The organism is Paraglaciecola aestuariivivens (genome assembly GCF_052983255.1).
In genome coordinates, this window is the sequence record NZ_JBRKBA010000016.1 from 1 (window position 1) to 26885 (window position 26885).

Sequence of the window (26885 nt, forward strand, 5' to 3'; positions counted from 1 at the left end):
CCGTAGGTTTTAGCCAATACAGTAGTAATTGCCGCTGTTAATGTTGTTTTACCGTGGTCAACGTGGCCGATAGTACCGACGTTTACATGCGGTTTAGTACGTTCAAACTTTGCTTTTGCCATTGTCTATTCCCCAGCAAATATACATTAATAAAAATTTTATAGAGATGGGGAAGAGAAGTGGTGCTGATAGGCAGATTCGAACTGCCGACCTCACCCTTACCAAGGGTGCGCTCTACCAACTGAGCCATATCAGCACTGTTTTGGAGCGAGCAGTGGGAATCGAACCCACATCATCAGCTTGGAAGGCTGAGGTAATAGCCATTATACGATGCTCGCACAAACTAATTCTCTAACCCACTCAAGCAAAAAGTGGTGGAGGGGGCAGGATTCGAACCTGCGAAGGCTGAGCCGTCAGATTTACAGTCTGATCCCGTTGACCGCTTGGGTACCCCTCCAGAGATTGATGGTGCCGACTACCGGAGTCGAACTGGTGACCTACTGATTACAAGTCAGTTGCTCTACCAACTGAGCTAAGTCGGCGTCATCAAGTGGGTGCGGATTCTAGAGTAAGATTTTGTAGTGTGCAAGAGGCAATTCTGAAAAAAATGCTTTTTTTATGCCGTTTGCTTAATTTACCGTCTGAATGCTGGATTTTTACCCTAAAGTTAACCAATTCAGCTGTGATTAATTAAAAATAAAAATTTAAATTAATTGAAATAGTCCTAACAAAACTAAATTAACATAATATTCAACTGGCAATTCCGCGGGTAAATCGAGTGTTTTTTGCCCACCGCCTGTAATTAAAATTTTATATTGCTGATATCTACTGGCTAAATATTGGTCGGCTTGCAACACAAATCCACTTTGCGCGGCCAAACAACCTAATGCAACACATTGTTGGGTGCTGGTACCTAAAGTTAAATTTTCGGGAATAGAGTGGTCGGCAAAAACTTTTTGAGTTTGTTGTTGTAACACATCACGCATTAATTCAAAGCCTGGGGCTATCCAACCGCCTTTATGTTGCTTATCTATCAATATGTCACAAGTATTGGCTGTACCTAGGTCTATAACGGCTACAGGCAAAGAGGTTAACGCATTGGCGGCCAATATGGCTAACCAGCGGTCTACCCCTAAAGTGGCAAAGTTTGGGTAGGCAGATTTTACCCCTAGTGTATTGGCTTGGGTTTGTACAAATTCACAAGGTTTGCCAGCCTGTTGGCATAGCTGCGCCAGTTGCTGCTCTTGTAATGGATGCCCAACCGAGGACACCAACACTTTATGACACTTTGTTAGCTTTGTTTTTAATTCATTAACTTCTTGGCAAGACAACACCTGCTGCAAATCAGCGAGCTGAGCCACTAATGCGTACTTAATCCGAGTATTACCTATATCAACTAAGAGAGCTTTATGCAGGTCTGACACTGATTTCTCCGCCATGAAATGCCTTTATACCCTGTTCGGTTTCAAGCAATAGTGCACCAGTGGCATCAATGCCGCGGTTAATTCCATAAATGGTTTGCTTACCCATAATTAACTTTATCTCTTGCTGTGCATACACATCTAAGGCTTGCCAAGCTTGAATAAAAGGTTCTAAGCCTTGCTCTTCGAAGGTGCTAACACTGGCTCTTAGGCGTTCTATTATGGCACCTGCTAATTGATTGCGATCCACTTTATTTTGGCAAATGCGGGTTAAATCTGTCCATGCTTGGTCGATTTCAGTAATTTTATCTGGCAAAGCTACATTTAACCCCACCCCTATAATGGCCTCGCAACCACTGCCCATTTGGCCTTCAACTTCAATTAATACACCAGCTAACTTTTTGCCTTGTGCATAAATATCATTGGGCCATTTTAATTGCACATCTTGGATCCCAAGTTGATTTAGCGCTTGAACTAAGGCCACACCCACGGCCAAACTTAGCCCACCTAAAGCTGCATAGCCACCAGCAAAAGACCAATACATAGATAGGTATAGACTGGCAGAATAAGGCGACACCCATTTGCGCCCATGCCGTCCTCGTCCCGCGGTTTGAGCTTCTGCCAAACAACAATGGCCTTGGGCTAAATCTCCTAGCTTGTCTTTTAAATATTGATTAGTCGAGCCAATGACATTTAAAACCTCTATATGCTCGGCGGGTGGCTTAGATAAGCCTTGTTCAATAAGCTCTAGCTTTAATAAGTTTAATGGCTGGGCTAAACGATACCCTTTACCGGTAACACTATAGATATCTAACCCAAGGGCTGATAACACTTTTACATGATTTGAAATTGAGGCCCGGCTAATTCCCAGCTTTTCACCAAGTATTTCACCAGAATGAAATTGGTTATCGGCAAGAATAGTTAGCAAGGTGCCACGAATTAACTCTGTTGATTGACTCATAAACTTATGGGCCCATTTTTACCAATCAAACGCACTTCATGTTCTAAATCTATGGCAAATTCTGCTGCGACTGCATTTTTAATTGTACGAGCTAGCTCTAATAGTTCTGCACCTGTGCCATGGCCATCGTTAGTTAAAACTAGGGCCTGTTTAGGATGACAGGCTATACCACCGACTTTTTTGCCCTTAAAGCCTAATTGATCAATTAGCCAAGCAGCGGGAATTTTAACCTTGCCCTGAGGTTGTGGGTAATGAGGCATAGTTGGCCAAGCTGTTTGCAGCTGTTGGTATTGCAGTAACTCAATACTAGGGTTTTTAAAAAAACTGCCCGCATTACCTATTTGTTTAGGATCAGGCAACTTACTCTGTCTAATTTTAACTACTTGGTTAAACAAGTCTTGCGCAGATGGATTGTGTAACTTTTGCAATTCGCCGTAATGCACTACCCCTTGCCATTGCTTAGGGATCTCAAAAGTGACGGCTGTAATAAGCGCCTGATTAGCTAACGCGCCTTTAAATATGCTGTCGCGGTAACCAAATTGACATTCACTTTTAGTTAGCTGTTTATGCTCTTGTTGGACTAAATCAAAGTAATCAACATGCTGAATAAATTGTTCTACTTCCACGCCATAGGCCCCAATATTTTGTATGGGAGCTGCGCCAACGCTGCCAGGAATTAACGCCAAATTCTCTAAGCCATTTATCTGCTGTTGCAAACACCAAGTGACAAATTCATGCCAATTTTCACCTGCCCCAACCTTCACCTGATAGTGACTTGCGGTTTGGCTGAGCTCTTTGCCTTTAAACTCTGGCTTAATTATGGTGCCCTGATAATCCTCGACAAATATGGTGTTGCTGCCTTCGGCTAAAATATAAAAAGGCTTATGTTTCACTGAGTCGAGTGTGGCTTGAATAGTGTGAATTGAAGATAGACGAATGCAGTCTAGTGCTGATGATGCTAAACCAAAACTATGAAGATGAGCTAAATACACTGAATGAGCCTGTAAAAATTTGTGCTTATTTTAAATAAGATCTGAGCGATTACCAGCACCAAGGGCGGATTTAATAGTTCACTACCTTATTAATAAAGCCTTGGGAACGATGACTACCTGGCATTTTATTTTTTACGTTCTTAACATTTTCAAATACTACACCAAGTAAAGGTGCTCTGGATTCTTGTAAACGTTGCACTGCTTCTTGCAGATCTGCACTATCACATGCCTCTAAATCACAGAGCAATATTAGCCCATCAACTGCTTTAGCAATGATCATAGTATCACTATATAAATTTACCTCTGGGGTTTCGATGATCACATGTTCAAACAACACCCCCAATTTTTTAATAAAACTGCTAAAACGAGAGCGAGAAATATATAACAATGGATCAGAAGGGATCACCCCTGCAGGCATCACTGAAAGTTGACTACCATTTTCACGGTAACTGGCATCACTGAATGAGCATCGTCTGCCTATAAAGTTAGTTAGCCCAGGAGCTTTCTCGTCTAGGTCATAACATTTACCCACACTAGGGGTACGCATGTCTGCATCTAATACGATAGATTTTTCTAATTGCGCAAAGGATTCTGCTAAATCAATTCCTACCGATGATTTAGATTTGCCATTTTTGACTCTAGCAATGCCCAATATGCGCATTTCTGGGGTGTCAGAGCGATAAGATATTTCAGCGCGCAATGAACGAATAGATTCAGAATAAGCAAAGTTTTTACCTTTATGGTTAGCCGTTACTACACCTTTTTTGAGTTTAGTTTTTTTGTGCTTTGGCAATTGCGCCAACACTGGCACCTGCATTTTGTTTAATAAAGTAGTAAAGCGTGTTTTTTTATCACTCACTATATGTAGCACTAACCAAAACCCACTACTTGCAAGGGAGCCAAACATAAGTATTAGCGCCATAAGCAAGGCAACTCTAGGTTTCGATGGACCGACAGGCACAGAGGCAACATCTATAACGGCAAATTGTTCAGAATTATCTAAATCTTTTAGAATTTCTGTTTCCCTTAAGCGGGTTAAAAACTCTTCATATAAGGTTTGGGTTGAGTCCACTTCTCGCCTTAACCTATCTATTTGCATTTCGTGACGACCCAACTCATTGTGGACTTTTCTAGCTGCTTCTATGTGTTGTTCAACATTTTTCTTACGTAATGCCAGCTTGTCTAATTCTTGCTTTAACCCGGCGCTAAGCTCATTAATTAGATTGGCCTGTTCGGCTTGTAAGGTGGCTAACTGAGTTTGTGCCGCCACATATTTATGATGCTTGCTTTTGTAACGTTTGCTAAGTTGTGCAAATGCTTGCTGTTGGTTTGAAATAGCGTTTCTTAAACTTATCATCATGGGATTGCGCGAGATCCAAGGCACTTGCAATTGAGCCTGAATATTGTCTCCAGCTAAGGCAACTTGATTGACCGCTGCCATGACTTCGGCATGTTTTATTTCTACCGCTAACCTCTCTTGCAACAACCCAGAAATTTCTACTTTAGAGATATCTAACTGGCTTCTAATATCGGTTAAATTATTATCAACCAAAAAGTTTTGTAGGGTTTGCTCGGCTGTGGTTAATTTAGTTTGTAAGGCGTCTAATTGTTGGCTTAACCATTGAGAGGTTTCATCGGCTTTTTGTTTTCCCATATTGGATTGAAAGGCAAAAAACGCTGGCCCAATTTCATTGGCTACTGCGGCAGCAATTCTTGGTGTTTTTGAATTAAAGGTTACTTTAAGTAAAGTGGTATCACCCAAACGATTTAACGACAGGCCATTCAGCAACACATTAATAGCATGGTCTCTGGTGTACTCAGGGCTAACATCCAGTGATTGAGGCCTAAATTCTGGGTCGTAGATCAAGTCTAACTTATCCACTACCTGACCAATAAATTGTCGTGAACGAATAAACTCCATATAGGTGTCTATCTTTACATCACCATCATTGCCAAAATTCGGAACTACCCCTCCTAACCCAAAACTTTGTTCGCCATCCCCCAGCAAAATAGTGCTGCTTGCGGTATAAATCTTTGGCAGACTAAATATGTGATAGGCACCAGCCATAGCTATCAAAATAGTCAAAAAGGCAATACGAAACTTTTTAGACCATAAAAAATATAGTAACTCGGCTAAATCGAAAGTCGTATCTGGCTGTGTATAGGTAGAGTTAGGCATATTAAAATAGACTTTCCTCTATCACCAAGATATCACCAGGATAGACTTTAGAATCTTTATTAACTTTAACTTGCTGTTTTTCTGTTCCTCGAATCACATACCAGTCTTTTTTAGAAGCTCGGTCTTTTAACCCTCCAGCAATGGCAATGGCTTGATCGACTGTTAAATCATATTCAAATTTATAGGCCCCAGATTTACTCACTGCTCCACGAATAAAGAAGGGTCGATAGGACTCAGTCACCACAGTGACACTAGGTTCAACCAAATAGCCATCTAAATAGGCAAGCTCTAATTCCTGACTTAACGCTTTACTGGTTTTGCCTATAACTGAGCGCTCCCCTATTAAAGGAAATTTCACTACGCCACTTGGCCCGACTAAGGTTTTAACCTTGAGATCTGGCTCGTTGTAGACGCTAATAACAATTGTGTCTCCTGGACCAATAGCAAATTCGTCAGTGTTAGCCTGAACTGTGTGGGAAGTCATTCCAATTAGCAAAGCCAAGAAAGCGGTTACAAGGATACTTGCCAAGCTAACCTCACTTCGTTTTGCTGTATATCAAACGAAATATCATCATAAGACTGATCAAGCCTACCTAGGCTTAACGTTACTGAATTATAAGAATTAATATTCAGCGCCAGTTGCAGATCTGCACGGGCTTCGTTTAACACACTAATTCGACTTACTTCATCAAACTCGGTACGACCAACTTTTAGATTGGTAGAAAAGTGCCACCTTTCAGAGGCTTTAAACACCGCAGCTAAGGCAAAATTTTGCTCAACGCTGTTACTGGTATTTTCACTTTTCGATACCCCAGAAAAACGCGCAGAGTTAAGTTTAAATAACCAACGTTCATTGGGTTGGGTGTTAATGTCTAGTGACCAAGATAAGCCTGAACTGCTCTCGTCCATGGCTAAATTACGCTTAAACATACCTAGCAGTGCTTCCATGCTAGTTTTTCCACTTGGTTGCCATTTCATGCCGATTAATGCTTGAAACACTTGGCTATCTTCTCTATCCACTGACTCAAAATTATCGTCTATTGCACTTAAGCGTAAAAGCAAACTACTGGCACTAGATTTTTTGTAGGCTACATCTAGCTCCACACCTTGTTGGTCAACATTGAAAAACTGAGAATAAGGATTAATAGCCTGATAACGAGTTTGTCTGCTAAAGCCTTTAAGGGCTATATATCTGTGGCTTATGTCTTGACCATAAACCAAAGTCACTGAGGCGTTATTTTGTTTAAAGCGGTCGGCCTTAAATACCTCTTCGCGAAGTTGTGAGATCCCTTGACCAAATGGCTGGGTATGATCTAAGTGCTGAAATTGAGCATCAAGTTGCAAGGCAGAACTGATAAAAAATCGCGTCAGCACTGCTACTTTATACTGATTAAAATTTTGTGATTCTTCCATGAGTTGGTTGGTTTCTCGCAATTGATAACGAGATAAATCTGCTGCATAGTCCAACTTTAACTCTGCGCCTTCCCAAGCCGAAACTAATTGACCTTTGGAAGCCAACTGCACTCCCCAAGCTGCCCATTTATTGTTTAGAGTAGGATTAATATCGTCGGTATAAGTACTAGATACACTAAGCTCTAAAGGTGATGCATCTTTATCAATAAGCTCTATAGCAAGTGCCGAACGCAAAGCTTGGCAACTAAATAATACTGCAAAGAGTAAAGGGTAAGTTAAAAGTCTGATTTTCATTTATTATTATTAGCCTAACTTGCTACCTAGTTGTTACGGCTAGATTACTAACCTTGTTTAAAAAAGACTTACTCTAGGGTATCGGCGGCGACTGGCATATCTAAAACTGCATATGGTTTAGGCCGTGCTAAAGTATATAACTCAGCTTATACACTGGGCGATGGTTGATAACCTAAAGGAGCTTCGCGAAGTAATTTTTTTGCCCCAGCTGCATCATGTTCAATCAACAATCGATTTAACTTATCAAATAACAAAACCACCTCTTCAAAAGGCAGTTTAGATTCGTCAGCGCCCATTATTCTTGCATGCTCTGTAGTGGTATCGGCATCATCAATTAATAATTCTTCAAATAGCTTCTCGCCAGGGCGTAAACCGCTAAAACGTAGTTCAATATCGCCATGCGGCATTTCAGGGGTTTTTAAACTATGCCCCATGAGGTGAGCCATTTTGTGTGCTAAATCCACAATTTTAATTGATTGGCCCATATCCAAAACAAAGACTTCACCTTTGCTTCCCATAGCGCCTGCTTGAATAACAAGTTGCGCGGCTTCGGGAATTGTCATAAAAAATCGGGTGATATCTGGATGAGTGACTGTAACTGGGCCACCAGCTTGAATTTGTTTAGTAAACAAAGGCACTACCGAGCCAGACGATCCAAGCACATTGCCAAACCTAACAATTGAGTATTCAGTGTTGGAACTTAACTCTGCAATGGCTTGAATGTAGAGTTCGGCGAATCTTTTGGTCGCTCCCATTATATTGGTTGGCCTTACCGCTTTATCAGTACTGATCAAAACAAACTTTTCCACATCGTACTCTGCGGCAACCAAAGCAACATTTGCAGTGCCAAATACATTATTACGAATGCCGGCTAATGGGTTTGATTCAACCATAGGTACATGCTTATAAGCAGCAGCATGATAAATGGTTTGTATTTGGTGTTCTTGCATCACACTTCTTAATACTTCTGTATCTTGAATGCTGGCTAAAATAGGCACCATAGGTATATCAAAGTAGTGTGCTTTTAATTCGTTTTCGATTTGGTAGAGATTAAATTCTGACAACTCAAATAAAATTAATTTTGCAGGAGCAGATTTGACTATTTGCCGACATAATTCGCTGCCGATTGAGCCACCCGCACCAGTGACCAATACATTTTTGCCTCGAATATTTACATCTAACAAACGTTTAATAGGCGGAACTGGCTCTCTACCTAATAATTCTTCAATGCGAATCTCACGCAGTTCATCTATTTTACTTTTACCAGTTAAGAGGTCTTGAATACTTGGAATACTCAACAATTCAATGGCGTAAGGCTCTAATTCTTGAATTAATTGCTGACGCCGCTCCACTGAGGTGTTGTGCACTGCCAACAACATTTTGCTTACCCCATAACGTTTGATGTAGTAGGGGATCTTTTTACGTTGCGATACTGGTAGGCCTAAAATACGCTTATTGCGATATTGTTTTTTATCATCAATAAAGGCTATGGGTTGCAAAGCATTACCCAATTTAAGCGATTGGGCCAAAGTACGCCCTGCTTCTGCCGCGCCAAAAATCAAACATTTTTCGCGCATTTTATAATTTTGTGATTGGGCTGAAGCTTGCATCAAAAAGCGCGGAGCAATAATCAAACTACTGGCTACTGCCCAATAAATGATAGGCACAGATACAGGGATCATAACTTCAAAGGCAACTTTTGCTGCAAACAAAAATAATGCTGAAATGCCTAATACCAACAAAGCGACTTGAATGGCTTGCATGCCTATGTATCGGATCATTTGACGATAGTGGCCAAACATCGACAATAAAGTCAGAGCGAATACCGCATTCATGGCAATGACTAAAGCATCCATAGCGGTAAAGTCCCACCTAGCTATACCTAGCCTTATCCAAAACGCAAATACACTGGCAACCAATAACGCTACGCAATCCCATAACAAGGCAATGCATAACTTTTTTCGCGGACTCAGCTCAAATAATTGGGTAAACAGCATTAAGGTTAATCCTAAATTGATGCTTGTTGCATGACTTGGGTTAACACTTGGCAGGTTTTAGTTATTTCTGCTGAGGTTAAACTTGGATGAACTAAAAACATTAGGGCGTTTTCACCTAGCTCTACTGCATGGTGCAAAAGTGCTTTGGGTTTAAACTCGGTATTGTCGAAGGCTTTTTCTTTGTACACTTCTGAACAAGAGCCAGAGAAACATGGCACCCCTAGAGCGTTAATTTGCTCAATTATTCTATCTCTATGCCAATCGGGTTTTAATTGTTGAGGTTCAACAAAGACATAACATTTATAAAAAGCGTGCTCAATATAATCAGGAATAGCCGGCACTCTTAAAGCAGAACAAGTGCGCGCGGCTGTAAAAATTTGTTGGGAATATTGCTGACGAGTTTGAGTCCAAGACGGCATTTTTTCCAGCTGTTTTAGCCCTACTGCCGCTTGAATTTCGGTCATACGCCAATTGGTGCCAAAAGACTCATGTAACCATCTAAAACCAGGTGGATGTGTTTTTTCGTAAACAGTTGAAAAAGACTTGCCGTGATCTTTAAAAGCCCAAACTTTTTCCCACAGGTTTAGATCATTAGTGGTGACCATGCCCCCTTCACCAGCCGTACTCATAATTTTATCTTGGCAAAAAGACCAAGCAGCAATATCACCTAAACTGCCCACTGCTTTGCCTTTATATTTAGCGCCATGGGCTTGTGCACAATCTTCTACCACCTTTAAATTATGCTCGGTGGCTAAAGCTAATATCTCATCCATTTCGCAAGGCCATCCAGCCAAATGCACACATAAGATTGCTGAAGTATTAGGGCTAAGTTGAGCAGCTATGGTTTGAGCCGTGATATTTTGTGAATCAAGATCAATGTCGGCAAAAACCGGTTTTAACCCTGTTAAAACAATAGAAGAAATAGACGCAATAAAGGTGCGAGAGGTTACTATTACTTCGCTGCCCTTAGGCAATGCCAAGGCTTGCCAGGCTAAGTCTAATGCTACAGTACCATTGGCTACTGCTACGGCATGACTACAACCTAAATATTCAGCAAATTTTTGTTCGAATTCACGACCTTTTTGGCCTGTCCAATAATTCACGCGATTTGAGTCTAAAACCTCTAGCACTGCCTGTTTTTCGTCTGCCTCAAAACATGGCCAAGGAGAAAATGGGCCGTTTAACATAAGGTTACCTTCTGTATTGGATGGAGTTTATTCATGGTTTTTTATCACTTCGGCAGGTGTGCCAACTGCAGTAACATAGGCAGGTAGATCTTCAATCACAGTAGAGCCGGCCCCCACTGTAGTATTTTGACCTATAGTCACTCCCTGAATCGCAACGCTTCCAATACCTACAAATGTTTGATGGCCTACAGTCACGCAGCCAGCTAAGTTCACGCCCGGAGCTAGGTGAGTAAAAGTACCTAATACAGAATCGTGATCTACTGTGGCACCTGTATTTATAATGCTGCCAGCCCCCACTTGCGTGCAAGTATTCACTACCGCCCCGGCTAAAATCAGGGTGCCTAACCCAACTGATACATCAGTTGCCACACAAGCCTTAGGGTGCACCAAAGTGGCAATCTGACAGCCTTGGTTTTGTAATATTTGTTGCCAACTGGCACGGGTAGCATTGTTGCCTATGGCCACAAAAAAACAGCTATTGTCTTGAGCAAAATCAAGGTACTGATCTTGATGCCCCACAACTTGCCAGTTAGCCACAGAAGTTAATTCAGGATACAAGGCATCTAAAAATACAATTTCACTAAACTGCTTGGTTAATTGAGCACAATCCGCTGCGACTTTACCATGACCACCAGAACCAATGATAACTAGACGTTGGTTATTACTTACTACCATTAAACTTCTCCATGGTAGCGTGCCCTTCTTGAGAAATATTATCTCGCTTAAAAACTTGGATAACTGTCATAAATAAAATTTTAATATCTAAGCAAAAGGTTCGGTTATCCACATACCAAATATCAAGTTCAAACTTTTGCTCCCAAGTTAAGGCATTGCGACCATTTACTTGTGCCCAACCTGTCACTCCAGGTCTCACCTTGTGCCTACGAGCTTGCTCTGGGGTATATTTATCTAAATATTCTATTAATAAAGGTCTTGGGCCTACTAAGCTCATTTCACCTTTAACCACGTTAAGTAACTCTGGTAATTCATCTAAACTGGTTGAGCGTAACCACTGACCAAAGGCTGGCAGTCTTTCGGCGTCTGGCAGTAATTGACCATTAGCATCTTTAGCATTGGTCATGCTGCGAAATTTAATCATGTTAAATATACGCCCATTCATACCTGGCCTAGCCTGCACAAAAAAGACTGGTACGCCCATTTTTATGGCTATCACTAGATATAAAACCACAATGACCGGAAATAATAAAAGCAGGGCAATTAACGCCACAATCAAATCAAACAGGCGTTTCATTTTTTTACTACCTCCGCTAAAAAGTCGGCAAATTGCTCCGAAAGGTCGTCTCTATCAAACTTTTCTAAGGCAAGCAGTTTAGCTTTTTGCCCCATTTCTTTTAATTTTTGTTTATCTGCCGCCATATTTTGCAAAGCATCGGCCATGGCAATAGTGTCGTCTGGTGGTACTGCCACTCCACATCCAGTTTGATTAATCATGTCGGCAAGCCAACCCGGGTAATTATTTAATACAGGTAGGCCACAACTTATGTAATCAAAAAACTTATTAGGTGAAGTGCCATAATAAAAAGCCGGTACATTGGCTAAGGTCATTAGCCCAAGATCTGCGCGCTGCAATAGTCCAACTAACTGATGTTTAGGAATAGCATTTAAAAACACACAATTATCTAAGTTTTGTTTATTTGCTCGCTCAATAAGACCGGCTTTAACACTGCCTTCGCCAACAAATACAAAGATTATTTGCGTATCTTGTCGATGTTTTAATTCTTGAGCTGCATCTAATATTTTATCTAAGCCATTGGCTAAACCATGGGCGCCGGTAAAGCATGCAACAAGTTGACCTTTAGCCACTTCAAAAGGAAATTCATAGGGCTCGGCTTGGGTTGCAAATAAGTCAATGTCACAACCATTAGGAATTAAACTTACAGGTAAGCTAGTACGACTTCTGCGTTTAATACCTTCTACTATACCTGGTGATAAGCCTATGCAGGCATCGGCTTGTGCATAAGAGACTTTTTCTAACACAGACATAGCAGTTAAAATCACAGGATTTTTAATGACCCCCATGGCTTTGGGCAATTCAGGCCACAAATCACGAACTTCGAAGACAAAGGGTTTACGTCTAAATAATTTGGCAAAGATGCCGGGGATAGATGCAGTTAATGGCGTGGACGTGGCAAAGAGCAGATCGTAGTCTTGCTTGAGGGCAATTTTGACACTTTGATAAGCAAATTTTAAAAACTGCCACGTTCGGGTTATAAAGCCATCGGTATTGGCATAGCTTAAATCGAACTCTATGACATAAATGCCATCTACTTCACCTTCTCGGCGGCCATTAATAAACTTATTGCTTAGTCCAGTGGCGCCAACATTATATGAACCACAAACCATAGTGACTTTATGCCCTTTTGAAATGAGCTTTTTAGCCATTTCATAAGAACGGGTACCCGTCGCCCCACTCGGAGTCGAAAAGTGTTGGTGAAAATACAAGATATGCATGTTATTGCCAGCTTATTGTTGTTTTTATTTGCATGCTTTTTTTCACCCCAATTTCTAACACAAAAATTGGGGTCTTTTTACCATAATATCTGGATTCGAAGCCTTCTGCCAAGGTAAAACTTGAGATGTTATCAGTGGCTTCTACTGAAACCCTAAAATCGTCACTAAAAACACTGTGCTTTTCTACTTGCCAATCTTGTTCAAACAAGCGCCATCTTAAACAAGCATGCTTAAATGAACCTGAAAGTGTGTCAGTAATCACTATCGATTTATCTAGTATTTTTACTTGTCTATTATGCAGGGCGTTTTGATAAGTGCGGTATTCGGCTGTGACGCTATTGGCACTTTGCTCGATTAAGCTAGCCTGTGGCCATTGACCATATAAAAAGCGCGAAATCTTTGGCATAGGCTGTTGATGGTCAAATTGCACAGAATTATGCGAGGCAATGCCAGAAAAATAATCTAACCACTTTTGTTCTGAATTGTAATTGTAACTGCCGCCATCGAGTAAAACGTTTTGATTATTTACCCACAGATCTAAATGCAAACAGTCTGCCTGACTTGGCCTAAAGCGATATTTAGGAATGCGTAACAAACACCAGCTTTGTGATGCAGCTAAGGTGCTAAATCCGCCATCTGAAAAATGCCAACTTTGTTGCTGTACATGGCTTGCGCTAGCGCTCAAATTAAATAACTGAGCTAACCAGCTAGTGCTTTGATTTGGATAAACTAAACGTTGATTAAACAGTAGGTTACTTAAGGCTAAGGTAGGTCTGAAGTCTCGATAGCCAGTGTTGGCAAAATTTAAAATATGGGCGCCATCATTTGCCCCTAAATTGGGTGCGTCGCCAGACTCTGGATTAACCATAGCCTCAAGCCAAAAAATAGCTTGTTGCACGCGTTTAATATAAGGCTCTGAAAAAATCGGCAAGCCTAAAAAGTCTCGCCACAATTCAACTAAGTTTAAGCTATCTAAGAGTAATCTATGGTAAGTACAAGAATATTGACTAAAACTGCCATCGGCTAAAATTAAGCGGTTAACTCTTTCGGATAAATAACGACGCCCTAATTTTTGCCACTTTTTGGCTTGTTGATTTTGCGGGTTGTGCCTTAACAGCCAACTTCCACCAATATAAAGCGCCGCGGCTTCACTGGTGCCATGGTTATTATCTTGTGCTTTGGCATAGCCTAAAGTGGGCATAATTCGAGTTAAGTGCTGTGAGATTAATTTAACCGTGCTAGGAGTGGGCGTTTTTTGCTGCATTAATAGAGCGCAGGCGGCCAAATGTAAAACCCGTAACGACACCTCTTGCGCGCACTTCCAATTAACTCCCTGATTTGCAGGATTATGTTGAGCCCAATCATTTAGCCATTGGTTAAGTTGTGCTAACGAATAAATTTGTTGCTCTTGCAAGTATCTCTGGGTAAATAACAAGGACCATTGGAAACGAGACACTTCCCAGATCCCTTTAATGTCGCCTACCCCAGAACTAAAATCAGAGATGTCACTCCAGTGTTGTTTGTTACATGGCAGAACTTGTTTGGTTAAAACCGACTTATGCCAATTGGGCAAAGTGTTAGTGGGTAACGCTATCCAACCAAAAAGTAGCGGTGATTCTAATAATTGAAAATCTGCATACTTTTTACTTAAGCTTTCTAGCTTAGCTTTCGACAAAGGTTCAAAAAATTCCCCTTGAACAGGCTGCGCTATGGTCTGTGTGCGTTTAAACCAGCCAATTTTAAGCCTAAAGCTATACCAAGCAACCCGCGCTACATTAGCTAAACCTAGGCGCCTGTAGGTAGAAAGTTTTACTAACACAGACATGGCTATTGAGACGCAAGTTGGCTAGCAGCATCTAAGGTGACTTTTGCCACTTCATACAGCTCTTCATAAGAAATTGGCGATGGCTGGCCGTCGGCAATAGCACGGATAAAGGCTTGAGCACAGGCCTTGTGACCTTTATCTTGCTGCCACAAATTGAGCTTTTTAAAGCCTTTAAAGCCAAAACCTGTGAGTTTTCTAAAATTATCTAGTTGCAAGATTTTTTCACCTGCAAATACTTCAACCCTTTCTTTAGGGTAAGCGCTAGAACCATTGGCAAAATAATGAATACTGCCAATAGAGCCATCGGCAAAGCCTAATTGAATAGTGGTGACATCGTCTTGCTTCTGCCCTTCTGTATTTTCTAGGCATCTAGCACTTACATGAGTAATAGGCCGACCAATTAAAAATCGCATTAAATCGATAAAATGACAGGCCTCACCAATGATTCGACCTCCGCCAATGTCAGGGTCTTGGGTCCAGTGATCTTGAGGAATAACGCCAGCATTAACTGTTATGATAATAGACTTAGCTTGCACTGAGCCTTGCAATAGCGAGCACATTTTAACTATATGCGGTGAAAACCTTCGATTAAACCCAACCATGAGTCTGGCAGTGTGCTCTTTAGCTTGTTGTTTATAAGCCTGATCAACTTGTTCAAGTTGTTGATAATTAATAGCTAAAGGTTTTTCTACAAAAACATTTTTACCTTGCTCTAACGCACTACATACAAACCCTGCATGACTGTTATGCCGTGTCACTACTGCTACTGTATTGATCTCAGGATTAGCAAGCATGGCCTGTGTGTCTGTGGTGGCATGAGCAAAGTTGTTTTTCTCACCATGCACTACTGCACTAGTGCCACCAGAAGTAGCCAGAGTATGAAGTTGCGCATTGGCAGATTTAAACGCCGGTATCAACATTCTGGATGCATAATTTCCAGCCCCAATAAACCCCACCACAGGGCCGGCAGCGTCAAACTTTAAGTTGGCTTGTAGCGCCACTGATTCTGTGAATTTATCAGCGTCTTCGGCCGCTGAATATTGCAATATTATGCCTAATGTTTGCGGGTCTTGGGTGAGCGTTTGATAAGCTTTAGGGGCCTCTGAAAATATATATCTATGCGAAATTAAACTCGATACATCAAGCTGCCCCATAGACATCATATCTAAAACGGCTTCAAAATTTCGCTGCTCTGTCCATCTGACAAAGCCTAAAGGATAGTCTTGTCCTTTTTCTTCATAATTAGCATCATAACGCCCTGGTCCATAAGAACAAGACACTTGAAAACTCAATTCTTTCTCGTAAAACTCAGCTCGATTTAAGGTTAAGCCTGTCACCCCAACTAAAATAATGCGCCCTCTTTGTCTACACATATTAGCGGCTTGACTAACAGGATCACTGGACTGAGTTGATGCGGTAATTATGACCGCGTCTACCCCACGACCACGAGAAAATGCTTTACCAGCTTCAACAGGATCTTCGCCTAAGGCTGGATTGCAAACTTGCGCACCAAAAGCTTGAGCTAAGGCTAACTTTTGTTGGTCAAAATCTATGGCTAATACTCTGCATCCGTTGGCACGTAATAACTGAATCGCCATTAAGCCAATTAACCCTGCTCCTGTGACCACTACCGATTCACCTATACTAGGCTTAGCTAAGCGAATGCCTTGCAAAGCAATGGCCGCCAAGACAGTAAAAGCGGCAGATTCATCATCTACATTATCTGGAATTTTGGCGCATAAGTTTTTTGCTACTCGTACAATTTCGGCATGTGGACCATTTGATATGACCCTATCGCCAACTTGCAGCCCAGCTGTGTCTTGCCCAACTTCAAAGACTTTGCCCACATTGCAATAACCTAAAGCAATAGGTTCGCTAAGTTTGCTTTTCACTGCATCATAAGTGGTAAGTAACCCATCGGTTTTAACTTTATCGAGTACTTGTTTAACTTTTTCCGGTTGTTGTTTAGCTTTTTGCAAATACGACCCTTTGCTAAAATTTAACAACATACGTTCGGTACCCGCAGAAATTAAACTGCAGCTAGATTCAATCAGAATGTGCCCTGACTTAACTTGAGGTTTAGGTGCTTTGATGATTTCGGTATTACCCGAGTCTAAATATTGAATCAGTTGTTTCATTTTTATTATTCTTAGTATATTTGCCAGTCTGCTTGATAGTAGTCACTGGAGGTTGATTTTAATTCGCTTTGTTTGGTTAATGACAGTTGGATTTCATCTGCCTGATTAAATAACTGTACAGTTTTAGGCAAGCCACGCCATGCTTCAATCGCCCTAATATAGGCTTGATTTAATACCCATACCTGCGCCCCCACACTTGCGGCTTCAAATATAGGTAAACATAAGGTTTCTTCTATAGAAACAATTAATACCGCATCGACTTTGGCGTAATAATCAAACAATTGCGCCCGGCTCAATTGCCCTAATGCCTTAGCATTTGGGATCCCCGCGGTATTGTTAGCAGTAACCAGCAATTGTATGTTATTGGTGCTTAACCAAGCCTGATTTTGCACAAACCATTCTTGATTTTTTTGCCATACACTGGGATCGGTTACTGGCCAGAGTACTAATTTTTGCTTGTCTGCTTTAATTTGATCGGGTTGATTTACTGGCAATGGAGGTTCAGGTGTAATGCCTGGCCATTTCACCAACAGTTTATAGTGAGCAGAAAAAAACTGAATAAACCTTTGTTTAATCAAAGGAGATTGCAAGACTATAGTCGAACCGCGTAACAGCATTATAGCCAAACCAATTAACCTAAACCTTAATGACTTTTCACTAAACACTTTAGCTTGATGAAAATAGGTAATGCGCCTACAAAGGGGTAGCAATAAATTCACATTGTTAAAAGATATACAATGGCTGGCCCGGTATTTCACGCAGTACCCAATTATGCCGAAACAAGAAAACAACCAGGTCCACATACCTGCAGTATGTTTTTTAACAAAGGTTACATTACTCGGTAACCTCTCTGGTGATTCAGGGCATAGCAATATAAATTGCGACTGACTGTCATTGGCTTGTATCCAAGCTACAAAAGAATCAACTATGGTTTTGGCGCCACCATATTTAGCAGCGCTAGCATTGATAATAATGGTATTGCTCACCAGTTTGCCTCGCCTAACATCATAGCTGTTTGCGCCCTTCTATGGCTTGCACAAATCCATCCACCATGCGCTCCATACTGCAATGCCCAACATAATCTGCGTAGCTTTGTTCAGACATGCGTTTGGCTAATAATGGATCTGCAACTAACATCAGCATTTTTTCACATAATTGCGAGACACACTCTTGATCTTGTTGTCCATCAATCATCAAACTATTGTTGGGGTTAAGCACTGCAACTTCAGGGGCATGTTTAACCTGAGAGTTTGAAATAATTGGCACACCAAAGGCTAGCGCATGATTTAGGCCTAAACCCAAATGGCCAGGCGAGACATAAGCAATGGCTTGGTGGAATATAGGCTTAAGAATAGTGTTATCGCTGATCTCACCTAAAAACTTTGTCTGCTCTTGGATGTTTAACTTTTTAGCCAAATCGACCAGTTGTTGTTGAATATCTCCAGTGCCTACTATCACTAATTGCAAAGCCTGATCTGGTACTTTTTCAAGCAGTTTGGCAAAAGCCTGCATCACCAAATCAATGCGCTTGCGGGTCTGAAGTCTACCAACAAATAAAAAGCTGTTACCCTGACCCGGCTTTTGTTGGTGATTGCTTACTTCGACTGTATTGTTTGCTATATAGGCAAGGCTTTTCTTTAGGCCTAAATCAAGCATGGCTTGGCAACCTTGTTGAGTATAAAGCACAGTTGCATCGGCTTTATTGGCTAAAGCAATACGTACGCGATTAGTCAGTGTATTCTTGCCTAATCCATGGCCCCAAAATATTAACCTAAAAGATCGAGCAAAAAGTGCTAACCAAGCATTCGCTGGCCAGTGTAGATCAAACATAGCTATAACAACTTGGTATTGATTTAATTTGGGTCTATTTTGTTGAAAATACAAAGGTCCAATGGACTTAACTGGCACTATACACTCTTCAAATTCGCAGGCTAAATTGGTTTTTTGTCCTGAATGCAACACGGTAATTTGATAACCACGCTGGGCCAAACTGTTATAAAATGGCACGCGATAATCAAATAATACATTTTGTAAAAATAAAACCTTCATGCTCTTATAAATCCTTGCACCGCGTCTCGTTTAAGCACGATAAAAATTAACCACCAACACAAATAATTTTGATAACTAAAAATAATCGCATTAGGTTCAACCAAAGTAGTAAACATGCCAGCGAGTAAGATAATGACTAATCCCATGGCTTCTTTATTGTTTTGATTCTCTTTTAATGCCGACCACATAGTGGCGAAAAAAAACATCAAAATAAATACAGGTACAAAAATGCCGTATTCAATAAATAATCGCAGCCATACGTTATGAATTTCGAAATCTATGCCCATGTTCACAAAGCTAGTTTCATAACCTTTTGGACCTAGTCCAAACAATAACTTTAAGGGTGTATCAATAAGGTCAAAGGCCAATCCATATTGCTCTAATCGCCCTGAAGAGAAGTCCGAGGTGGCATTAGCCCCTGCTTCTAAGCGATCAAATCGCAAGTGTGAAATCAGCCTCTCTTTAAAACTCAGCACAAAAGCCATGGCGGCCAATATGCCACTAAAAATTAAACTGTACTTTTTATAATAAAATAACAAAGCAATAACCCCGAGCAAGCCTGCTAAGGTACCGCCTCGGCCACCACTGGAAATTTGAGAAAGAAAAATCATCAAAAATGCGATTAAAAACACAAAACGTATTTTTTGTTTAGTTAATATAAAGCACCAAGCCATAAAGATGCCTAAACTCACTAACCCACCTGACCACTGAGTTCTGGAGGTAGAAAACCCAGTAGCATAAAGTCGATTGTAACCATCAATAGATGGCAAGCCTAAATTGAGCATAAAGTCTAACACTGTAACTAAACACAAAGGGATCATGACGCAAGCAATAGCGACTGGAACACGTTGTAAAAAACCTGGTTCTTTACTTAGCCAGTAAATAGAAATTAATAACCCCATAAGCAAAAAGTAACGGCTTAAAATACCAACTGATAACTCACTTTGGCTAAAGTACATGGCGGGTAAACTTAAAAACACAATCCCCATAATTAGGTTTACACCACTTCCGCGAATAAACTGACGATCTCTAAACCATTCGTTTGCCCCAAAATAAAACGCAGACACAATGATTAATCCAGCAAACGCATATTTAGCTAGATTAAAAATTGAAGGCGGTAAAAATAAAAACCAATACACTGGCCCTATGGCTATGTACCAAGGGGCAAAATAGGCGAGTAAAGATTTGGGTTTTAAATTAAACACGTCTAGATGCCCACTGTGCTAGCGTCACTAAAATGATATAAGCTAAAAGCGTACTAATAGCTGCACCCACTATGCCGTAAATTGGGATCAAGACTAAATTAAATATGACATTAGCTATGGCGGCTGTGCCAGTCATGATGGGGATGACTTGAGTTTTTTCTTTTAACGCAAAACGAATATTAGCTTGTAAGTACAGCGGATAAATTAAATATGCAATAGACAGGATCACTATAGTTTCAAAGTGATAATAATGCTGTTTTTGCACCCAAGTTAGTATTTCTGCAAGGCTCAAATTAACAAATAGTAAGGCTATTGCCGCACTAAGCATTGATAAACGAAACATTTTAGATAAAAGCTTTTCTGCCTCAATCGACACACCCAACTGGTATACTTTTGCTTCATACATCACGTTGATGACGGCAAATATAAAAAAGACCCCACCTGCAATAGAATTAATAAAGGCATACATGCCTAACATTGCCGAATTTAGCATATTTGCAATCATTAATTTGTCGAGCTGCCCTAATGATGCACCGGCTAAAATATGCAAGATTAAAGGCAAACCAAATAGCCATGCTTTTTGCCATATATTCCATGCACTTGGCCAAACAAAATAGTGGCGTAAGCCTACTAAAGCCACACAAATCACTACCAGCAACAAGCTCACTTCAAGCATGATTAAATAAGCGACATTTGTAGTGGTCATGGCAATCAAGATAAGCAAAACCAACTTTGTCACCCCGTATACCATTCTTAAGATCACAAAATAAAAGTGCCTATCTAAGCTTCGACATAATGCTATCAGTAACATATACAAACTTTGTGCTACGCCCCATAGCAGCACCCACTTATAGTCGATGGCCAAGCTAGATTTCATATCCAGCCAATCCAGAACATAATAAGTCAAGCTAAATGAAAATAAGGTGCAGACCAAACAAGTGATAAAAGCAGTACTAATAAGACCGGGGTTTTGAGTGACGGCTTTTGCGGAGATATAACGTAAAATGACGCGGTCTTGGCCAGCCGTACCCAAGGCAGACACTAACAAAACCAATGCCAACAAAAAGGAAAACGCACCAAATTGGCTAGGACTTAACCACAATGGAAGCAGTACATACCCAAACCAATTACACCCTCGGGCTGCAGCTTCAATAGCTCCTAGGCTTCGAACCACCACTTTATGTATTTCCTTTTTATTATAATAGTCAAATACTTTACTGAGCTTATTATGCAATAAACTGTGTCTATAGTGCGGCTATATTCGCAATTACGCAGTGATTTGTCTCTAAAAATTATTTTTAAGGGTATTTTGTAATACTTTAGTCTAATTTTTTTGAGAAGTAGCCTGTCTGACTATGATAAAGACCAAGCTAAAGGTATAGTGTGCTTGTCATATTTAGAGGGGTAGAAGATGTCAAATTCACAGTCTATTACTGATGAATCCGCTAACAAAACCAGCGAATCACAATCGCGACGAGATTTTTTAAATCAATTTGGCAAGCTTGCTATGGTTACACCTGTTGCTATGACAGTTTTAATGAGCCCTAGCACATCAGCCGCACCTAGATCTTGTAGAGGAAACGGAAGTAAAAGCTGTCGTTGAAGGATTGGCTTTAAAGATCTTCATACACTCTGCCACAGCTTATCCATCCATGTATTAGGGTAACGCTTAAATTAATGTCTCTCACTAAACTCAAATTAAAACATGCCAATTTATTATTATATTTAGAAAATGATACAGGCCTGTTGTTTAATCAACAAACTGCCAGTTTGTATAGCTTAACCGCAGCTGCCGTAGTTATTGTATTGATGTTAGATGAGGGTAAAAGCCAAACACAAATTCTAAATCAATTGGCAAATAATACCGAATTAGATAAAACCGAATTAACCCAGTTTTATTTACAGATTAAATCTGTTTTTACCTCCTCTAATAAAGATATCAGTTATGCAGACGGGCAATACCCCGAACTTAAAGCCCTGCTAAGTAATACCTCTGCACAAACTTCTGCAACTCAGCTACTTGCCTGCAAAATTGCCAACAGCAGTTTTTCGTTTAAAGGCCATGCTGAACTATTAAAAGATTTGGCTGAAATATTAGCCCCATGTTTGCAACCTCTTAATAGTTCAGATTTTGAAGTCAATATTGAGCAAAGTAACAATGACTACCTAATCTATATCAATGAATTATTAGTTGAACAATGCACTGACTATCGTGAAGTCATTCCTTTAGTAATAGATAGAATGCAGGTGTTAGCCTTTCAAAAAAGTGATTATAGCTTTTGCTTCCATGGTGCGGCTTTAGCTACTGCAAAGGGAAACTTACTGTTACCGGGCCAATCTGGAGTAGGAAAATCAACCCTAAGTGCACTATTGTGCGATTCAAACAATCATCTTTATTCAGATGAAATGATAGCGCTAGATCAACAACTCACTCCTTGCACTATTGGGTTACCTATAGCGATTAAATCTGGCAGTTGGCCAGTGGTGACCAAAAAACATCCTGAACTTGCTAAGGCTAAAATTTGGCATAGGCTAGACGGACGTAAGTTAAAATACCTGTGGCCTACCCATTTTGCGCAAGCGCAAAGCAGTCGACAGGCTCAAACGTTTTTAATTCTACCCAACTATAGTAACTCTGCCTTACCTAAGGCAAAAGTCACTTACTTAAGCATTATTGATACAATTGGGCAGTTAACCAATAGCGGTTATCAACTAGGCTTTGAACTAAGTTCAAATAAATTAGAAGAGTTCATAGATTTTTTACAACAAAGTAGCAGGGCAAGCATCACTTATAGCCATAGTGATCAAGTAAAAACATGGCTGGATGAGACGCCATAATGTCTATAGCTAACGATTTTACGCCCGAAATTAATGAGCAGACCTTTTTAGATTTAGCCTGCTGGCTAACTAAGAAAAGATGCTTTTCTCAAGCACAACTTGCTCGGCTAAAAGACGAATCTCATTACCTCAACATCATTGCCTTGGCTAATCACTTTTGGTTGTTGGGTCATTTAGCTAACCAACTTAAAAAACAGACTTTTTGGCCTGACTTACCCTCAGAGTTAAGGAACTATTTAACTCAGATTGAAGAGTTATACCAAAAGCGCTCATTAGCCATTAAACAAGAAGTGCTAAATGTATGCACTTTGTTAGCCCCCATTACTCAAGATCTTGTCTTATTAAAAGGTGCCGCCACTCTGTTTAATGGTATTTCTGAGCCAATTGGTAGTCGATACATGGCTGATATCGATATATTGCTACCTAATAATAAACTCAAGCTTGGTATTCAAACATTAAGTTCGCATCACTACCAATTTGAGCACGATGAGATGACTATCTATACCAGCGCATTTCATCATGCGCCACCTGCTATAAGACCAAATGGGCCATGTTATATTGAGTTACACCGCCAACCATTGGTGAATTCAATACGCCATTTATTAGACTGCGATGAGGCATTCAATACTGCCACCACTTTAGCTTTAGATAGCAAAATATCGGTAAAACAATTACATCCAACTCAGCAAGTTATCCACTGTATTGCGCATAGTGAATTGCAAGATCAGAGATTCAAAGAGGCTTATCTAGATCTACGCCAATTGGTGAATTTCTACTTAATAGTCAATAAATTTAATTCTCAAATTTGTTGGAAAACGATAGAGAAGCGCTTTAGAGATACTCAGCATATTGAAGAATTAAGATCTGTGGTGTATCAAGCTAATCGATTATTTGACCTGCCAATCTATATCAGCACTTGGCAAACAGAGGCCACTCATACTCATTATTTAAAGTGTGTTAACAATGCTGCTCAATTACACCAAGCAGAATCTAACTTACAAAAATTTAGCCAATTTATACAAGGTTACTCTAGCCACACCATAGTTAACTTATATGGCGAAAATGGCACATTTCCATTAATAACAGGTAGGTTAAAACATGGGATAAGACATCTTAGATTAGTAAGCTTTTATCTAGCTAAAAAACTTTTTAAGCAAAAAAATATAAAACGCTAAACAGAGATAATTTAAATAGAATAAGTGGCTAAATAAACATAAATTACAGGGTAAAAGTCGATTTTCGCCATCAGTAATGCCTTGTGGCATAATCAACTGATAATAATAATAAGTCTTTAAAGGCTAGCTAAAATATGAAATTCAAAAAAGTATTACTGGTATTTGGAACACGACCAGAAGCGATAAAAATGGCGCCATTAGCCTTAGAGTTAAAATCACGTGCCAATATTGAGGTACAAGTCTGCGTCACTGCTCAACACAGAGAAATGTTGGACCAAGTGTTAGATTTATTTGAGCTCACCCCTGATTTTGATTTAAACCTCATGCAACCCGGGCAAGATTTATTCGATATAACAACCAAAGCCTTATTAGGTTTGCGCGATGTATACCAACAAGCGCAACCCGATTTGGTCTTAGTTCACGGCGATACCACTACTACCTTTTCAGCTTCACTTGCCGCATTTTACCAAAAAATTCCCGTCGGCCATGTTGAAGCTGGGTTAAGAACCGGTGATATATATAGTCCTTGGCCAGAAGAAGTAAACCGTAAGTTAAGCGGTTGCATTACCGAACTCCATTTTGCTCCTACTGAAAAAAGCCAAAGTAATCTATTAAAAGAAAACGTCGCTGCAGAGCAAATATTTGTCACTGGCAACACGGTAATAGATGCATTAATACAAGTTGCAGAGAAAATTGATACCAACGCGAGTTTAAACCAAAGCTTAGCTGAGCAATTTACCTTTATAGACCGAAGCAAAAAGTTAATTTTAATTACAGGCCATAGGCGCGAAAGTTTTGGTGAAGGTTTTGAGCGAATTTGTTATGCATTAAAAGCGCTCGCAGCCAGAGATGATGTTCAAGTAGTCTACCCAGTACATTTAAACCCTAATGTAAAAGAGCCTGTAGAACGTATTCTTGGTAGCGTAAGTAATGTGCACTTAATCAGCCCACTAGACTATTTACCTTTTGTATATTTAATGAGCCAAAGTTACTTGATCCTGACCGATTCAGGCGGTGTTCAAGAGGAAGCTCCGTCATTAGGTAAGCCCGTTTTAGTCATGCGAGACACCACAGAAAGACCTGAGGCTATAGAGGCTGGAACAGTTAAATTAGTAGGCACAGATTTAGATTATATAGTTGAGCAGGCCAATAAACTGCTAGACGACCAGAACGCATATAAAATTATGTCTGTGGCTCATAATCCCTATGGTGATGGCCAAGCCTGCAAACGAATTGCCGATATTATTTTTTCAAAGTAGAGATAAACCACCATGTTTAAGAAAGTTTCAGTAATAGGCTTAGGTTACATTGGGCTACCTACAGCCGCAGTTATTGCCTCAAGAGGCATTGAAGTTGTTGGCGTGGATGTATCGGAAAAAGCCGTCAACACTATAAATCAGGGCAAAGTACATATAGTAGAGCCAGATTTAGACATGTTAGTACAAGCCGCCGTTGCCCTTGGAAAGTTTAGAGCTACCTTAGTTGCCGAACCCGCAGATGCTTTTATGATTGCCGTTCCTACCCCTTTTAAAGACAATCATAAACCTGATTTAAGTTTTATCCATAGTGCGGCAAAAACAATAGCGCCGGTTTTAGAAAAAGGTAATTTGGTTATTCTTGAATCTACTTCTCCTGTTGGAGCTACCGAGCAATTAGCCGATTGGTTAGCAGAGCTTCGACCCGACCTTTCGTTTCCACAAGACGCAGCTGAGGCCGCTGATATTCAAGTCGCTCATTGTCCAGAACGAGTATTGCCTGGCCGAGTGTTAGAAGAACTAGTTTCAAATGACCGAATTATCGGTGGTATGACGACTAAATGTAGCGAACAGGCTATTGAACTATACAAAACCTTTGTTAGAGGCGAATGTATAACTACTAATTCAAGAACAGCTGAATTAGCTAAGTTAACCGAAAACTCTTTTCGTGATGTGAATATTGCGTTTGCTAACGAACTTTCTTTAATCTCAGATAAGTTAAAAATTAATGTGTGGGAGCTTATTCCCTTAGCTAATCGCCATCCTAGAGTCAATATCCTAAACCCTGGTCCTGGAGTAGGCGGCCATTGTATAGCTGTAGATCCTTGGTTTATAGTGGACTCTGCCCCTAACGAAGCACGGATGATCAGGGCAGCAAGGGAAATAAACGACGCTAAACCTCATTATGTTATTAAACAAGTTAGCGATGCTGCAGATCAATTTAAAAAGCCTGTGATTGCATGTTTAGGTCTAGCCTTTAAAGCTGATATTGATGATTTGCGTGAAAGCCCAGCATTAGATATTACCCTCAAACTAGCTCAATCCAATGTAGGAAGAGTAGTAGCAGTAGAACCAAATATCACAGAACTCCCCACAAAGTTAAAAGACGCCGGAGTTGAATTGCTAAGCTTAAAAGATGCATTAGAACAAGCTAACGTTTTAGTCGGACTAGTCGATCACAAGCCATTTAAAGCCTTAAGCAATCCCGATATAAATTCAAAAGTTGTGGTAGACACCAGAGGTATTTTTAATCGATTTTAGTGATTAAAATTCCTTTCAAAAATATACAAAAGCGTTCTAAAGAACGCTTTTTTTTTATGCCTTGAAGCAATTCTAAAAACTGCTCATGCTAAATTTTAGACATAAAAAAAAGGGCCAACCTTTCGGTTAGCCCTTTCTTAGAATGGGAGTCTGACGGTGTGCTACTCTCGCATGGGGAAACCCCAAACTACCATCGCCGCTAATACGTTTCACTTCTGAGTTC

At 40.3% G+C, this 26885-nt stretch carries 22 protein-coding genes, 4 tRNA genes and 1 rRNA gene; 4 read left to right on the forward strand and 23 right to left on the reverse strand.

Features of this window, described 5'->3' with window-relative positions; all coding sequences use genetic code 11:
* The 22 genes from ACVCDT_RS16030 to ACVCDT_RS16135 all read right to left on the reverse strand — a co-directional run.
* Window positions 1–122 (reverse strand): GTP-binding protein (locus ACVCDT_RS16030; RefSeq protein ID WP_447133455.1); only part of this gene is annotated, 122 nt, incomplete at its 3' end.
* 58 nt (window positions 123–180) lie between these two features.
* Window positions 181–256 (reverse strand) — tRNA-Thr (locus ACVCDT_RS16035).
* 7 nt (window positions 257–263) lie between these two features.
* Window positions 264–338: transfer RNA gene (locus ACVCDT_RS16040), tRNA-Gly, on the reverse strand.
* 34 nt (window positions 339–372) lie between these two features.
* A tRNA-Tyr gene (locus ACVCDT_RS16045) sits at window positions 373–457 on the reverse strand.
* Between the two features lie 9 nt (window positions 458–466).
* Window positions 467–542: transfer RNA gene (locus tag ACVCDT_RS16050), tRNA-Thr, on the reverse strand.
* 162 nt (window positions 543–704) lie between these two features.
* Window positions 705–1424, reverse strand: coding sequence for a type III pantothenate kinase (locus ACVCDT_RS16055; RefSeq protein ID WP_447133807.1), 720 nt, complete (start codon window positions 1422–1424; stop codon window positions 705–707).
* Window positions 1408–2382, reverse strand: a complete 975-nt coding sequence (gene birA, locus ACVCDT_RS16060) for a bifunctional biotin--[acetyl-CoA-carboxylase] ligase/biotin operon repressor BirA (protein WP_447133808.1) — start codon at window positions 2380–2382, stop codon at window positions 1408–1410. The genes ACVCDT_RS16055 and birA overlap by 17 nt, the downstream gene beginning before the upstream one ends.
* Window positions 2379–3374 carry a UDP-N-acetylmuramate dehydrogenase gene (gene murB, locus ACVCDT_RS16065; protein ID WP_447133809.1) on the reverse strand — a complete coding sequence of 332 codons (996 nt, stop codon included), beginning with the start codon at window positions 3372–3374 and terminating at the stop codon, window positions 2379–2381. The genes birA and murB overlap by 4 nt, the downstream gene beginning before the upstream one ends.
* 70 nt (window positions 3375–3444) lie before the next feature.
* Window positions 3445–5553 carry a GumC family protein gene (locus ACVCDT_RS16070; RefSeq protein ID WP_447133810.1) on the reverse strand — a complete coding sequence of 703 codons (2109 nt, stop codon included), beginning with the start codon at window positions 5551–5553 and terminating at the stop codon, window positions 3445–3447.
* A 1-nt stretch (window position 5554) separates the two neighbouring features.
* Window positions 5555–6037: a polysaccharide biosynthesis/export family protein gene (locus ACVCDT_RS16075; protein ID WP_447133811.1), complete on the reverse strand. Its 483-nt coding sequence runs from the start codon at window positions 6035–6037 to the stop codon at window positions 5555–5557.
* A 26-nt stretch (window positions 6038–6063) separates the two neighbouring features.
* Window positions 6064–7260 carry a hypothetical protein gene (locus ACVCDT_RS16080; protein WP_447133812.1) on the reverse strand — a complete coding sequence of 399 codons (1197 nt, stop codon included), beginning with the start codon at window positions 7258–7260 and terminating at the stop codon, window positions 6064–6066.
* Between the two features lie 146 nt (window positions 7261–7406).
* Window positions 7407–9257 carry a polysaccharide biosynthesis protein gene (locus ACVCDT_RS16085; protein ID WP_447133813.1) on the reverse strand — a complete coding sequence of 617 codons (1851 nt, stop codon included), beginning with the start codon at window positions 9255–9257 and terminating at the stop codon, window positions 7407–7409.
* An 11-nt stretch (window positions 9258–9268) separates the two neighbouring features.
* The gene (locus ACVCDT_RS16090) at window positions 9269–10444 is read right to left on the reverse strand and encodes a DegT/DnrJ/EryC1/StrS family aminotransferase (RefSeq protein ID WP_447133814.1); all 1176 of its coding nucleotides are present in this window, start codon (window positions 10442–10444) and stop codon (window positions 9269–9271) included.
* Between the two features lie 27 nt (window positions 10445–10471).
* Window positions 10472–11119, reverse strand: a complete 648-nt coding sequence (locus ACVCDT_RS16095; protein ID WP_447133815.1) for an acetyltransferase — start codon at window positions 11117–11119, stop codon at window positions 10472–10474.
* Window positions 11106–11696 carry a sugar transferase gene (locus ACVCDT_RS16100; RefSeq protein ID WP_447133816.1) on the reverse strand — a complete coding sequence of 197 codons (591 nt, stop codon included), beginning with the start codon at window positions 11694–11696 and terminating at the stop codon, window positions 11106–11108. The genes ACVCDT_RS16095 and ACVCDT_RS16100 overlap by 14 nt, the downstream gene beginning before the upstream one ends.
* Window positions 11693–12916 carry a glycosyltransferase family 4 protein gene (locus tag ACVCDT_RS16105; protein WP_447133817.1) on the reverse strand — a complete coding sequence of 408 codons (1224 nt, stop codon included), beginning with the start codon at window positions 12914–12916 and terminating at the stop codon, window positions 11693–11695. Before ACVCDT_RS16105 ends, ACVCDT_RS16100 begins: the two co-directional genes overlap by 4 nt.
* Window position 12917: 1 nt before the next feature.
* Window positions 12918–14741, reverse strand: coding sequence for a heparinase II/III family protein (locus ACVCDT_RS16110; protein WP_447133818.1), 1824 nt, complete (start codon window positions 14739–14741; stop codon window positions 12918–12920).
* Between the two features lie 2 nt (window positions 14742–14743).
* Window positions 14744–16879, reverse strand: coding sequence for a bi-domain-containing oxidoreductase (locus ACVCDT_RS16115; RefSeq protein WP_447133819.1), 2136 nt, complete (start codon window positions 16877–16879; stop codon window positions 14744–14746).
* Window positions 16880–16890: 11 nt separating this feature from the next.
* Complete coding sequence (locus ACVCDT_RS16120) at window positions 16891–17865, reverse strand: glycosyltransferase family protein (RefSeq protein ID WP_447133820.1); 975 nt, start codon at window positions 17863–17865, stop codon at window positions 16891–16893.
* A gap of 19 nt (window positions 17866–17884) precedes the next feature.
* Window positions 17885–18928, reverse strand: coding sequence for a glycosyltransferase family 4 protein (locus tag ACVCDT_RS16125; RefSeq protein WP_447133821.1), 1044 nt, complete (start codon window positions 18926–18928; stop codon window positions 17885–17887).
* Window positions 18925–20133, reverse strand: a complete 1209-nt coding sequence (locus tag ACVCDT_RS16130) for an O-antigen ligase family protein (protein ID WP_447133822.1) — start codon at window positions 20131–20133, stop codon at window positions 18925–18927. The genes ACVCDT_RS16125 and ACVCDT_RS16130 overlap by 4 nt, the downstream gene beginning before the upstream one ends.
* Window positions 20126–21310 (reverse strand): oligosaccharide flippase family protein, encoded by a 1185-nt coding sequence (locus ACVCDT_RS16135; protein WP_447133823.1) that lies wholly within the window; start codon window positions 21308–21310, stop codon window positions 20126–20128. Before ACVCDT_RS16135 ends, ACVCDT_RS16130 begins: the two co-directional genes overlap by 8 nt.
* A gap of 500 nt (window positions 21311–21810) precedes the next feature.
* On the opposite strand from ACVCDT_RS16135, the gene ACVCDT_RS16140 reads away from it, so the two are divergent.
* The 4 genes from ACVCDT_RS16140 to wecC all read left to right on the forward strand — a co-directional run bounded on the left by ACVCDT_RS16140 (window position 21811) and on the right by wecC (window position 26662).
* Window positions 21811–22971, forward strand: coding sequence for a hypothetical protein (locus tag ACVCDT_RS16140; RefSeq protein ID WP_447133824.1), 1161 nt, complete (start codon window positions 21811–21813; stop codon window positions 22969–22971).
* A complete protein-coding gene (locus ACVCDT_RS16145; protein ID WP_447133825.1) occupies window positions 22971–24146 on the forward strand; it encodes a nucleotidyltransferase family protein in 1176 nt (391 codons plus the stop codon). The genes ACVCDT_RS16140 and ACVCDT_RS16145 overlap by 1 nt, the downstream gene beginning before the upstream one ends.
* Window positions 24147–24280: 134 nt before the next feature.
* On the forward strand, window positions 24281–25405 hold the full coding sequence (gene wecB / locus ACVCDT_RS16150) for a non-hydrolyzing UDP-N-acetylglucosamine 2-epimerase (protein WP_447133826.1): 1125 nt from the start codon (window positions 24281–24283) through the stop codon (window positions 25403–25405).
* A gap of 12 nt (window positions 25406–25417) precedes the next feature.
* The gene (gene wecC / locus ACVCDT_RS16155; protein WP_447133827.1) at window positions 25418–26662 is read left to right on the forward strand and encodes a UDP-N-acetyl-D-mannosamine dehydrogenase; all 1245 of its coding nucleotides are present in this window, start codon (window positions 25418–25420) and stop codon (window positions 26660–26662) included.
* 148 nt (window positions 26663–26810) lie between these two features.
* Here the strand turns inward: wecC and rrf are convergent.
* A 5S ribosomal RNA gene (rrf, locus tag ACVCDT_RS16160) occupies window positions 26811–26885 on the reverse strand; the annotation flags it as partial.